General features: G+C 40.8%; 13 protein-coding genes. 7 read left to right on the top strand and 6 right to left on the bottom strand.

What is annotated here, in order from left to right:
* The first annotated feature begins 10 nt into the window (after window positions 1-10).
* Together mobC and SC206_RS02150 are read left to right on the top strand one after the other, a co-directional pair.
* The gene (gene mobC, locus SC206_RS02145; protein WP_332733733.1) at window positions 11-757 is read left to right on the top strand and encodes a MobC family replication-relaxation protein; all 747 of its coding nucleotides are present in this window, start codon (window positions 11-13) and stop codon (window positions 755-757) included.
* Between the two features lie 431 nt (window positions 758-1,188).
* Window positions 1,189-2,175 carry a tyrosine-type recombinase/integrase gene (locus tag SC206_RS02150; RefSeq protein WP_332733735.1) on the top strand — a complete coding sequence of 329 codons (987 nt, stop codon included), beginning with the start codon at window positions 1,189-1,191 and terminating at the stop codon, window positions 2,173-2,175.
* 202 nt (window positions 2,176-2,377) lie between these two features.
* On the opposite strand, the gene SC206_RS02155 is transcribed toward SC206_RS02150, so the two are convergent.
* Both SC206_RS02155 and SC206_RS02160 read right to left on the bottom strand, forming a co-directional pair.
* A complete protein-coding gene (locus tag SC206_RS02155; protein WP_332733738.1) occupies window positions 2,378-3,115 on the bottom strand; it encodes a hypothetical protein in 738 nt (245 codons plus the stop codon).
* Window positions 3,108-4,298, bottom strand: a complete 1,191-nt coding sequence (locus SC206_RS02160) for an AAA family ATPase (protein ID WP_332733740.1) — start codon at window positions 4,296-4,298, stop codon at window positions 3,108-3,110. The genes SC206_RS02155 and SC206_RS02160 overlap by 8 nt, the downstream gene beginning before the upstream one ends.
* Window positions 4,299-4,655: 357 nt before the next feature.
* On the opposite strand from SC206_RS02160, the gene SC206_RS02165 reads away from it, so the two are divergent.
* From SC206_RS02165 to SC206_RS02175, 3 genes are all read left to right on the top strand, one after another.
* On the top strand, window positions 4,656-4,967 hold the full coding sequence (locus tag SC206_RS02165) for a hypothetical protein (protein WP_332733743.1): 312 nt from the start codon (window positions 4,656-4,658) through the stop codon (window positions 4,965-4,967).
* A 25-nt stretch (window positions 4,968-4,992) separates the two neighbouring features.
* Window positions 4,993-5,400, top strand: coding sequence for a hypothetical protein (locus SC206_RS02170; protein WP_332733745.1), 408 nt, complete (start codon window positions 4,993-4,995; stop codon window positions 5,398-5,400).
* Window positions 5,401-5,625: 225 nt separating this feature from the next.
* Entirely contained in the window at window positions 5,626-6,558 is a 933-nt protein-coding gene (locus SC206_RS02175) for a DUF4238 domain-containing protein (RefSeq protein WP_332733747.1), read from the top strand.
* A 37-nt stretch (window positions 6,559-6,595) separates the two neighbouring features.
* On the opposite strand, the gene SC206_RS02180 is transcribed toward SC206_RS02175, so the two are convergent.
* Together SC206_RS02180 and SC206_RS02185 are read right to left on the bottom strand one after the other, a co-directional pair.
* The gene (locus tag SC206_RS02180; protein ID WP_332733749.1) at window positions 6,596-6,934 is read right to left on the bottom strand and encodes a type II toxin-antitoxin system RelE/ParE family toxin; all 339 of its coding nucleotides are present in this window, start codon (window positions 6,932-6,934) and stop codon (window positions 6,596-6,598) included.
* Between the two features lie 12 nt (window positions 6,935-6,946).
* Window positions 6,947-7,216, bottom strand: coding sequence for a hypothetical protein (locus SC206_RS02185; protein ID WP_332733751.1), 270 nt, complete (start codon window positions 7,214-7,216; stop codon window positions 6,947-6,949).
* Window positions 7,217-7,695: 479 nt separating this feature from the next.
* Between SC206_RS02185 and SC206_RS02190 the strand changes: the two genes are divergently transcribed.
* Together SC206_RS02190 and SC206_RS02195 are read left to right on the top strand one after the other, a co-directional pair.
* Complete coding sequence (locus SC206_RS02190; protein WP_332733753.1) at window positions 7,696-7,857, top strand: hypothetical protein; 162 nt, start codon at window positions 7,696-7,698, stop codon at window positions 7,855-7,857.
* A gap of 92 nt (window positions 7,858-7,949) precedes the next feature.
* Window positions 7,950-8,237, top strand: coding sequence for a hypothetical protein (locus SC206_RS02195; protein ID WP_332733754.1), 288 nt, complete (start codon window positions 7,950-7,952; stop codon window positions 8,235-8,237).
* Between the two features lie 13 nt (window positions 8,238-8,250).
* On the opposite strand, the gene SC206_RS02200 is transcribed toward SC206_RS02195, so the two are convergent.
* Window positions 8,251-9,417 carry a colicin-like pore-forming protein gene (locus SC206_RS02200; protein WP_332733757.1) on the bottom strand — a complete coding sequence of 389 codons (1,167 nt, stop codon included), beginning with the start codon at window positions 9,415-9,417 and terminating at the stop codon, window positions 8,251-8,253.
* A 1,594-nt stretch (window positions 9,418-11,011) separates the two neighbouring features.
* Entirely contained in the window at window positions 11,012-12,106 is a 1,095-nt protein-coding gene (locus SC206_RS02205) for a DUF4236 domain-containing protein (protein WP_332733759.1), read from the bottom strand.
* Between the last annotated feature and the right edge of the window lie 274 nt (window positions 12,107-12,380).

Raw genomic sequence — 12,380 nt, forward strand, 5'->3', positions numbered from 1 at the left:
AGGTAAAATTATGCTGATTAGTGACAAGGCAGAGCGCGATCGCCGGAGCCGTGAAAAGGTTATGACTCTTCTGATGTTCCTGAAACAAGAAACCTACAGCGATTTTTCAGTTTTGAAATTCCTGTTTGAATTCAAGTCCGATCGCCCTCTTTACCGGCTGCTCGCTAAAGTCGAAAAACTGGGATTGATTCAAAAACATGTTCACAGCTCGCGGGCTGGCAAGATCTCGATATGGGGTATCACCCAAGAGGGTTTGGCCGCCGTTATTTTAGAAGTGGACAATATTTTCCCTCCTCGCTTTGAACCTTCCAAACTCAAAGGCTGGACTCTCGACCATCATCTGGATAATCAGCTGGTACATCTCACCTTATCCAAAAAGGGCTGCACGGATTGGATTAATGGCGACCGCAATACATTCCTGACTCAATTCAAAGTCAAACATCGACCGGACGGGGTAATAACCCTACCCAATGGGAAACGCATCGCTATAGAAACCGAGCGCAGCTTAAAGACAAAAGCACGCTATCAACAGATCATCGCCAGCCATCTTAAAGCCAGAACGGAAAATCTGTGGTTTTACGTGTTCTATATAGTTCCCGACGAGCAGAAGAAACGCGCGCTTATGCTGCTGTTCGATAACATCAAGTATGTTGTTGAGAACGGGCAGCATGTAGTTCTGGAAGCGAAGCATAGAGGGGTATTTAGGTTTTATACACAGGGCGAGCTATTAAGAATAAATTTAGCCAACCAAACATAAACCACTAAAAAAACTTTACGATACAAGATAAAACATATAATAATATATGAATACCATTATATAAAGTTAGACGTCGCAATTAACAAACTTACATTTGATCATTAATGGCGGTCTAGAAAAAAATTGATTCGGTTTAAGCAATGCCTTTATTTATGGCCTTTATAGGTTAAATGGTGACCGGTCGCAGTAGTTGTGATCATCATGGCTAACTGATCATCATCTCGCGCGGTCAGTCAGAATTCAGGTGAAAAGCTGCAAAATGCAGCGGCTATTTGACTAATAGTGAATTGGTGGCGCTACGTAAATTCTGAGGGGGTAAATGCCCCACAACTTATTCCAGAATTCACGTAGCGACGCCAAGCGTTAATAACTCGAAAGGAATAGAAAATATGACAGGGTTAACCAGAAGCGCCGAGCTTATAAAATTATAAGTGGATGAGGAAATAACTCAACGACTAAATGAGTTTGTAAAAGATAAAGATGCTTTTTCCCCTAACACCTGGAAGCAGTTATTAAGCGTGATGCGGCTTAGCTTGCGTTGGTCAAAAGAAAATGGTCGTACATTTTTGCCTATGGTATCGAATGACTTGCGCGATTACCTGATCCACCTTCAGGAGACCGGCAAATCAACCGGCACTATCTCCAATCACGCTTCAATGATTTCCATGCTTCATCGCCACGCTGGGCTGGTGGCCCCAAACAGCTCGCCCGCCGTTGCGCGCGCAATCAAAAAAATTAACCGTGTGGCTGTCGTGTCCGGAGAGCGAACCGGCCAGGCTGTGCCATTCCATTTTTCTGACCTGTTGGCCGTCGACGAACTATGGGGCAATTCGCCGCGCAAACAGGATATTCGTAACCTGGCCTTTTTGCATGTTGCCTACAGCACGCTTTTACGCCGCAGTGAATTGGGCCGAATTCGCGTCCGGGACATTTCGCGGGCCGAGGACGGGCGCATAATTTTGGATGTGGCTTACACCAAAACCATTGTTCAGATAGCTGGTGTAATCAAGGCCTTAAGCGCCAGTTCGTCACAGCGACTCACCGAGTGCATTGATGCCGCTGGGCTGGCCACGGAACCCGACGCCTACGTATTTTGTCGGGTACACCGCAGCAATAAGGCGATCATTAGCACCACCAGCCCGCTGTCGCCAACCGCGCTTGACGACATATTTATTCAAGCATGGACGGCAGTTGGTCACGCAGATCAGGTAACAAATAAAGACCGTTACAGTGGCTGGAGCGCGCATAGCTGCCGCGTCGGCGCGGCGCAGGATATGGCGGCTGATGGGTATGCAGTGGCGCAGATCATGCAGGAAGGCACGTGGAAGAAAACCGAAACGCTCATGCGCTATATTCGCAACGTTGAGGCGCATAAAGGCGCAATGGTTGATATGATGGAGAAAAGAGCAAATCGCTAACATTATAATTTAACTTATATTAAAGAATAGAGTGTGGTGATATTTTTGTTCCAAGTTAGCAGTTCTTATCGAAGATAAAGCAAGGCTGATGGTTTTTATTGAAATGATTGATATGGGCGAGTAGAAATTTAATAGTATGGGATTAGGAAGTATTAGTCAGTTAGCATGACTAATGAACGCCTAATTATTAGGCGTTCATTAGCTATAGGCAAAGTATGAGCGAGTTGTCATGTAATAGTTTAAGATCGCTTGCCCAAAGGCCTTGTGACATTAAGTCAGGAACTAATTTTTTATAGAGACGATTTTCATGTAATACAGAAGCCGACACAGCAGCAAATAGGGCATCAGACTGACACTGTACTAAAATAGCTCGAATCAAATTTACAACTTTTCTCTTGTTTTTTGTGTTGCGGTTAGCAATGTATTCCTGAAAGTATTTTTGTGCTAATTCAATATTATCTGAAAGAATCGAGCCTATTCCACAACGCGGTATGACGTAATGCTTTACATCATTTAAATTCAAAACTTCAATAGACATTTCACCTAAAGGAGTTTTAGGTATCAACCGGTATCCAGTCATCTCGAAATGATCTGGAGGATTGTCTATACAGGGATTGACTATGGGCTCCTTAACCACATCGTGGTCGCCTTTTGACCCATTGCAATGGCGACAAGATGGCAGCAAGTTTGTCCATTTGATCACCTCATTAGGGTAAGCATCTTTGTGTTTAAAGTGCTCTACTTCCATGTAAGTGCTTTTCTGGTCAAGCATGACTTCACAGTAAGCGCATTTGTTGGTGCTCAGTGTCATACAAGCTTCTCTAACATCATAATGATGCCAAACTCTAGCCTTATTATTGTTTGCAAACTTAGCTGTTAATACGCTAACATTTTGAGGATTGAAAAATATGGGCGTAAAATTTCTATTGAGCTTAATCACTTTCTCCCCCATCGGTATTATCAATTGATGCAAGGCTTAGTGCTAATGATTTTCGAATGATGTTATTAGGATGGAGAATTATATCAAGCTCATTGTATGATTGCAGAGCATGAGCATAATCTTCTTCATCAATACATTCATAGAAATAAGCAAGTTTACTTTCAAGGCTTCTACTAAGCGTACTTTCCATGCCCATGATGTCTTTTAAGACCTCATCTACTGTCCATCCAGTAAAACCGTGCTCATAACCATTATTTTTCCTTTGAAATACATGACCTTCTTTGTCACTTTCCAAAGCGATTATTTGTAATGGCTCTCCATTTTGGACTACATGAGGACTATGAGTAGTGATTATGAACTGAGCATTTGGGAATATACTGGTCAATATGGAGGTTATTTTTGATTGCCAATCTGGATGCAAATGCAATTCTATTTCATCGATTAAAATTATCCCATCGAAAGATTCCGCAATGCACTCACTGTCATCAAATCTGTGCTCTATTTCTCTTATAATCCCTAAAATTAGGCTCATGCAAGATTTGAAGCCAGAGGATAGATACTCATACCAAATTAGCCCATGTGGCGAATTTACAAAAATGTCGAAGCTTCCGGCGTCAACATGAGAAAATGAAAAATTTTTGTTTAATGAGAATATAGCTGTTTTTGCTAGCTCTAAATTTCTTTTCTTATTTTCAGAAACGGCGTTTTCTGCACCGGAAAACAGGTAACGCTTTGCGAGCCAATTTTTAGTCCCGTGCGTTTTAACTCCAGAGGCAGCCTGTAAAGATATAGAGCTTGAATCAGATAAGATATCTTTAGCAAGGGTATCCAAACGTGCATAACTAAAGGTTCTATCTGTATCAAATCTTATCAGCTTCTTTAATTCTAAATCATGAGCGTGAGCTGCATTATGACCATCTGGGTTGCCACTTTGTACAGAAGCTTGATACTGTTTTTTTTGATCACCTTCGGCAAGGTAAAGTTTTAAAAAGCCGGATTCTGCATTAACATTCTTTTTAACATTATGTCGAAGCCCAATGTTGTAAAAAAAACCAATGCTTTCTAGTATTGTAGTTTTACCTACGCCGTTAGGGCCGCAGATTATGTTCATATTGGGTGAAAAGCTTAAATCAAGCCTTTTTATTCCCGCAATGTCACCAATTTCCAAGTTAATTATATTCATACCCTTCCCTTTCTTGGTCATGATAAGCGCGCAAATAACGCACAATCATGATGAGCAATAAATTTTACTTATCATAATAATATGGTCGTTCAATCCAAGTAAACCATCTAGCGTTTCAATGGGCTTAACTTAATGATTTTTTTGGCCTTTACATTCCGCTATCAAGAATTTTTCTTGATCTAGTTAGCATTACCATGTCCTATAAGCACATAAAGGCGCAATGGTCGATATGATGGAGAATAGAGCAAAGCGTTAAATTCTATTTCATCATTAATTGAAATTTACATTGTGAAATAAAGAATTACTTCATACGATACTGGTGGAAATTACACCACTTTGAATTACATAAGGATATCTATGAAGCGCATCAAGCTCGCACTAAAACTGGCCGTGTTATTAACCCTGGCGCCCGCTGTATCGCATGCTCAATCCTTCAATTATAAATGCGGAGACCATAGGCTAACCATAAATTTAGCCCCCAATTCCGCTAGGCTGGACGGTAAAGCCTTCGAGTATAAGGATGGAGATTCAGATGGCGTCTCAACAAACATGACATTTTATGGCGATGGTGATGTGCTGAAGTTCTTAGCTGTTCCCGCGAACGATACATACAAAATGGGTCTTACCAGCGGCGGTAACTTCGAGCAGTCCGATTGCATGGAAAGCTGATTATTCAGAGAAAGGAAATATTTAAATGTTCAAAAAGGGGCTATTAATTCTCTGCCTAGCTTTGCCATCTATTGCGCAAGCTCAAGGCTTATATGATCCGACCAATGATGTACTGACGCACAGTCCACAAGACCTTAGTGACCCAAAAGATGTGTTTTTCGTCAGCTTTAAGTGTCATGGCCATAACATCGTTGATTACGCAAATAGTGTATTAATGGTGGATGGTAAGCCATTCAAATTAACTTCAATAGCACCTGCTTCTCTTAGTTTTAGAGCCACAAGAGTCTCTTACCAACGCAATGATAAAGACGTAATTTCAATCGTTGAGCAGATAACCCCGCTCGATAGCTTTCGTACAAACTATCGTATCGTTCTGAATGTTAATGATATCGACGGGCCAGGAACGGTAATGTGCTTTGTACCTGGTTCATGATAGGTAGTTATGAGGCAAAATAGATGCCGATATGGCGGCCGAAGGGTATGCAGTGGCGCAGACTGTGCAGGAATGAACCCGGAAGAAAGCCAAGACCTTAATGCGCTTTATTCGCAACGTTGAGGCGCATTAAAGGTGCAATGGTCGATATTATTGAAAAGAGAAGTTCTAAACTAGAATTTCATTTCAGCTTTTTAATGCTAATGATTTACAAGGATAGCAGTCATGAGTGAACCTAGGCATCACCACTATTTATCTCAATGCTACTTAAGAGGATTTACTTCTGGGGTAGGTAAACGTGCTCGCCTAACTGTTATAGATCCCACTGCTCGTACTAGTTTTGAAACTAATACAAGAGGCGTTGGTGGAGTGCGCGATTTCAACAGAATTGATATTGATGGTATAGACCCCAACTTCATCGAGAGAGAACTGGCTAAATTTGAGGGTAAAGCAGCAACGGCTTTACGTGAGCTTGAAAATGGCGAAGCATTTAAGGAAGATAGAAAAAATACGATTTTAGAACTAATCTCCTTGTTAGCAATTCGCACACCAGCTATGCGGGAAAATTTATCCAAACCATTTTTACAGATGGCTAAATTCGAGATGGCCAATGGCTTGAGCGATAAAAAGCAATGGGAAGAAGCTCGAGCGCGCGCACATGCAGAGGAAGGAACTGAAGTTGATACTTCTATTACGTTTGAGCAAATAAAAGAACTTCATGACGCAGGCGGCTTAGAAGTATCCATCAGAAGGGAACATCAAATACACCTGGAAATGATGGGTGCAGGCATGATTTTCGAGTTACTTCAACAAAGAGGATGGATTTTAGTAAAGGCAAAACATGGTGAGGGTGATTTTATAACCTCAGACAATCCAGTTGTTTTAACCTGGACGAATCCTGACGAAATGCCAAATTTTGAGTCCCCCGGTTTTGGTCGTGAAAATACGCTTGTTTTTTTTCCTGTCACTAAGCGTTTGATGCTTGTTGGAGAGTATGGAAAAGGAGATGGTGTGTCAGAAATAAGTCGAGATACTATAGCTTTGTTTAATAGCAGAACTATATCTAACTGTAGTGAAAGGATTTTAAGCTCTGATAATAATTTCGTATTTTTTGGTAAAGGAAGAGTTCTAAAAAAAGGAAGTAGTCTTATAAACTAGGAATGAAAACTCCCGGCATTGCGCCGGGTACTGAATGCTACTTAGCCATCATAAAGCGATAAAGAGCCTTTTCTAAATCCTGCTTCATACTGATAAAGAAAAGTATCTCAACCGTACTGCCTTCGATATCGTAAAAAACACGGTATTGGCTGCTAGGATCAATCCTTTCCCTCAAGGATAATCCCATCTCCGCGAGCATTCCATTTATACGGTAACGCTCCGGATCCTCAGCAATTGCTGCTAAGGAGTCACGAAGTAAGCCGTCCGTGAATTCAGCGGCACCTTCAGTACCCATCGAAACAGTTTTGAATGATTCAATGTCTTGAAGGCTAACTAACGCAGTCTGCGAAATATCAAATTGATAACTCTGTGACATTGAGCACTTTCCTTACTTTCGGGCCTCTCGGAGTCTCCTTAGAGCTTCCTCTGGTGACATGCCTTGCCCATTTTTGAGATCCTGTTTGGCCATTATGGCTATCTTAAACAGGGCATTAGCTTGGCGTTCCATATGGCGTTCATTCTCTTCAGCTACGCGTTCGGCCGCGGTCTGAACGAACAATTCAGAAACACCGTTTTTGGTTACATAAACGCCCCCTTCGAACAGTTCTGGAGAACCTAAACCCTCTCTTGCAGCGCGTTGCGACATAGTTACAGACATGGTGAACCCTCGTTTTTAGAAATCTTATCTACAGGCGAAAGCTAACTGTAATAAGACGCCCGATTGATATGGGGGCAATTCGATATGAGTTGCACGTCCCATGCTTTCGCTTCTGGCGATTCCCCGTCGCCACAGGATGCTTCACAGCATTCAATTGTGTTCATTATAGCGCCAGTTAGTCCGCGTGTACATATTTACCATAGATATTACCCACCCTGAGCCATACTCACCTTTCACGAAGGAATTCATCAGCACATCCGAATTGATATTATTTAACTAATTAACGACTTGTTTGTTATCTTTACGACCCACCATAAAGAAATGGTCATGACCAAGGCTCTCGTTACCAGAATATTCAAATAGATGGTTGCCGCCGCGTGGTATTGGCCGATGGCATTACTAATGGCCTTCCCATGGTGGTTCTTAGCATATAGCTGCCGCCCACCAGCGCGTTCGACGACATCTCAATTGAGTACGGGATGAAAACCACGCTTAACGCCATCAAATACGATGGGGTCTTTATTCTTGAGCAGGAAAGCCCTATTTCACTACATGAAGGCATCATCTACATCTACATAGTCACGAAAGTTGAGGCGCGGGCAGATGAATTTGATGACGAGCAGTTTGGGCTGCCATTTTAATGGTCTTGAAAACTTAGGGTTATATTTTGCATGATTGCATACGCTTTGACATGTTATTATGATTTTAAAATGGATTTTTGAAGAGAATAAATATGAAAAAAGATTTTTATGTAAAGAACTTTGTGTATGGACTGGCATTTTACATATTTGTTTATGTAATATTATTACTTACAAGACAGCCTGATCAAGAAACCTTTAGCTCTTACTTTCTGGCATTTGGCTTCATATCTTCTGCATTCTTCCCATTTTCAATTTTAACAATAGAACGTATTAGCCCTTCTCTTACTAAGCCTACCCACTGGGGGCGATGGGTAGGCTTTATAGCTTTATTATTTTCCATTCCTATTGGAATAATTGGATTCCTTTCGAAAAATAAATAAAGACTTAACGGCGTTAGTTAAAAATGGCGTCGTTTACTTTCCCGATCAACTCATCATCGATCATTGCTCCAGTCAATGTCATCAACAAACCAAATCCTAAAACACCGATGACCGAACCAGTCATAACAGCAAATGTCCATGCTACCAGCTCTGTGGCCAAAGCCCCCGCAGCCAACGTCTCTACTTTAACGAAGAAAGGATTATAGTCTCCGCTATTAAGAGAAGTTCTAAGAGTTTGCAATAAATCTGCCGCATCAAGCCCGACGCTCAACAAGCTTAAACCTTTACTATATTTCGCCAGGTTTTGTGACAATGCCTGCTGGTCTAGTGAAGCCAAAGCATTTGCAATTGCTTGGCGATCTTGAACCCCAAACTTACTATTTATATTTCCTTGATAACGGTTATAAGCTGCCAAAGCCTCAGCTGCATTACGTAATTTTTTACCTTGTGCACCATTAGCAAGTTCTTGAGCGGTTTTTGAAGCATTTTCACTAAGGTTAGCTGTAACTTCCTTGAAAAAATCAGCAGTGAACTTAACGGCATCTTGAATTTGGCTCGTTTCTGTCTGGACAGATTGGGTATTTGACTGAACTGTTGAGAGTTGGTTCTGGTCTTCAGCAATCTGTTGGTTAACGTTATTTTTATCCCCTTCCCTAGCGTTTATATATTGCTGTGCTGCGTCGGAATCAGCTTGACTTTCTGGCCACCAGATACGCGCATTATTAAGCATAATATCTTGTTCAATATATGTGACGGCATTTTGTTCCGAAGCGATTTTGGCTTGTAGTTCCGTTGCTAATGCAGTTTTGTAATCGAATAAAGCCTGTGCTCGTTGAGCTGGAGTGGCATTTAGCAAACTTAAATATGCTTTTCCTTTCTGGGCTGATGCTTGTTGAGCATTAGTCAAAGCCTGATCAAGTTCTTTTTGTTTTTGATCGGTATCCTCAATCGCGATACCTAATTCCTGTTTGTGAATAGAGGCTACGTTTTTGGCAAAGGCTAAAGGGTCGATGGTTTGTGACACTGAATTTGGTGCTGTTACGAGCGACATTCCATAACCGTCGGTTGGTAAAGAGCCATCACCTTCTGCGTAGGTAGTACCGTTAGTAATTGTAATGATCACTTGGCCGGTGGCGTCGTAAGGAATGCCTTCTTTATAGTAAGCAACAGGGGTAGTCATAATAAATATCCTTATAAAATAGAAGATTAAAAACACCTGTACATAAACACATGTTTTTATGTACAGGTGTAAATCTATTATCATTTAAGATGACTGTCAAGTAATGATAATCATTATCATTACAGCTGAGGCGACCAATGTTTATGCGAAGAATCGTTTTGAAAGGTTTGTTCGGTGTGATTTGATGAAAGCCAGTGTAGCTAGCTGCATAGACACGTTAAACAAGAAGAATTCAATGTTTAACAAAACAGGAAAGCAGGGAGTTACCACGGTTTGTTGACGGTTTTTTACACAAAGTCATCTTTACAAAAAAACTTTTCTTAACTTGAAATTTGCTAGGTCTTATTCCATGCGGCTTGTCGGACTATTTTTGAGATCAGTTACGTCGATCATACAAAACGCCTATATCTAGGCGGGTTGATATCCCTGAACACTACATGTAATTTATAAAGAACGAATTAAATTTAATAAAGAGAGGTTCTTTATGGACATATCAATGGTTCATCGACGACAACGTTTTCATTCGCAATCCCTTGGAGGGATATATGCACAAACGCAAGAAAGGCAGGAAAAGTCCCAATAAAAAAAGCGACAAGAAAAATCCTCGTCGCCTTAATTTAGGGCAGTGGTATTCGTTAGCTATGTTAGTTTTACCGTTGTTACATGACTTGGTGGCCGCCTCGTCAATCGACTTCACTAACGCTCACTTAACGATAACTACTATTTTTTAATAACTCATTTACCAAAAGCTTGTTACCTATAAGGCAGCAAGCTTTTTTTTATCCTACTCAAGACAAAACTAAATCGCAATGTGTTTAGAATTATTTTACATCCAAAATGTTTGCAAAAATTAATGCAAAAGTGAGCGTCAACTTTTTGTCTGCCTAATCGTTTGATTTATCGTTTAATTTCTGACAATCATTTTTTGGTTACTTCTTTTTTACAAAATGCGTGGCTACGACGGCCGCGATCGCAAAACTTGTCACCACATTGGCCTCCGCCCTGGAAGATGTAACTGTAGTGGAAGCCGTCTCGACCGTGTTAACGGCCATGAGCATTACTGACTTTGTGGCTGTCATGAATGAAATTAACACCACGCTCACCCAGACAGCAGGATCAACATCTATAAGCGGCACGTCAGCAGCAACCACAGTAAGCAGCGATCAGGCCTCTCGGCTTGCATCGGCTTGTCTTGCGCTAGAAACGCGCTCAAAAGCGCTTACATCGCCTAATTCTAATCTCATAGAATTGACCGCAGCCGCTAAACAGTCATTTTAAACGCAGTTGGGATCGCTTTGCTGAATTCCATGCAAGGGGATACGTATATGGGTGCACCAGCAGGCAATCAGAGAGTTCAACGCTAAATACGGCAGTAGTGGAGGAGCAGTACAAGCCGGTAATCCTGCCCGCGCAGGTGTGCTTGCTACCACAGAATGACATAGCGAAATATGGCGATTATCCCTCAAAATTTCTGCCACAGTTGCAAAATCTTCTTACGGCCGTAAACGACCACAATAAAATGGTTAATCAGTTGAACGGTGCATAAAATTAAATAGGCCCGTTGATCTTCGGGCCTTCCTTAAAAAGAAAAATACTAAGGATTCCAATAAATTTGGCTAGGCTGTTTTTGTAAGGCTTCTTTATAGGCTTCAAAGGCCCATACAAAATGTAATGCAGCTTTGGAATTTGTAATCTTAAGGCAAATCCTCAAACCTTTATTTGAAGATATTTTGACAACGCCAAACTCCCCGTCATTAACCATGTAGTTGTCTTTGTATCGTAAGTCTGGTTCGCCATTTACTTTTGCGAATTTCCAACTCTGCCCAACAACTTTTAAATCACTAAATTGGGTATCTTCTTCATAAATTGGCACTCTAATCGACTGATACTCAACGTTTATGTCTCTTATATCGATAAGCTCAATGTTACTTCTGTCATTACCGTAATAGATAAAATTATGAAAAACGACGAAACTGTTTTGTCCTAAGCCAAACAGAGGGAACCACGTATCATTAGATTTAATTGAAGAAGGATCAGACCAATCCCATAAATCAATTCTTTTAATATGAGACGAAATTTCCCAAGCAGCTTGAGATTCCCTCAATTCTTTTGCGCTACGTGCAAGCAGCATGAGATCTTCATGTATATCATCGCTATTAAAATCAACTCTAAATGCTTTAGTTTCAATTTCAAGTTCAAGTTTTTCTATTTCATTATGGATAGTCTTCAAGTTAGTAAGTAACTTTTTTCGTAAAAAAGGGATGAACCTTGTTATTAAATTGTTGCTTACTTTAGTCACCAAATTCTGTAACCGTTCTAGCTCTAAAACTTTCCCAGAAAGTTGATTTTTATAGGGAGTTACTTTCTGAGCAGCAGCTATGACGTAGTCGCGAAGATCTTCTAAGTTTGAACTGGTGCACCGCGCGATAGGGTCTGGTTGGGCTGTGACCTGTTTCGGCTCGAGGTAATTATTATATTCCCAATAGTCAGGAATTTTTTTGCTTGAATGCTTACTCATAGTTGACCATGACAGTCCTGAACCGGGTATGCCTAAAGTAGTCTTAACGCCCCTACTACTCAAATTTACTGTTGCGCCTGGTCGCCCAATACTCGTACTTACGCCTGTTTTACTGATGTTAATTTTTACGCCAGGCAAAATTTTTATGCTGCGTCGAAATCTAAATCCCATATCATTTGTATCCTACTAAAATGTTTAGGCAATTTTTCTAACGGGAGAATTATGCGTTTTTTTTCAAATTACACTAGAAAACCAATTTTTTAAACAACAGACCAAAATCTCGTTTTTGGTGAGATAAACTCTCGTTCTATGATTTCTCACCCGTCTTTTTATGTTGAGCAGGTGTCCACTTATCCACCATCCTCTTTTTAAGACCTTTTTTTCTTTTTAAACCTTTTCAAACCCTTTTTAAACCTTTTTAGCTCCCCGCTAGGCCACGCCTGGA

It is taken from the genome of Rouxiella sp. T17, from assembly GCF_036663475.1.
In the GTDB taxonomy this organism is placed as follows: Bacteria; Pseudomonadota; Gammaproteobacteria; order Enterobacterales; family Enterobacteriaceae; genus Rouxiella.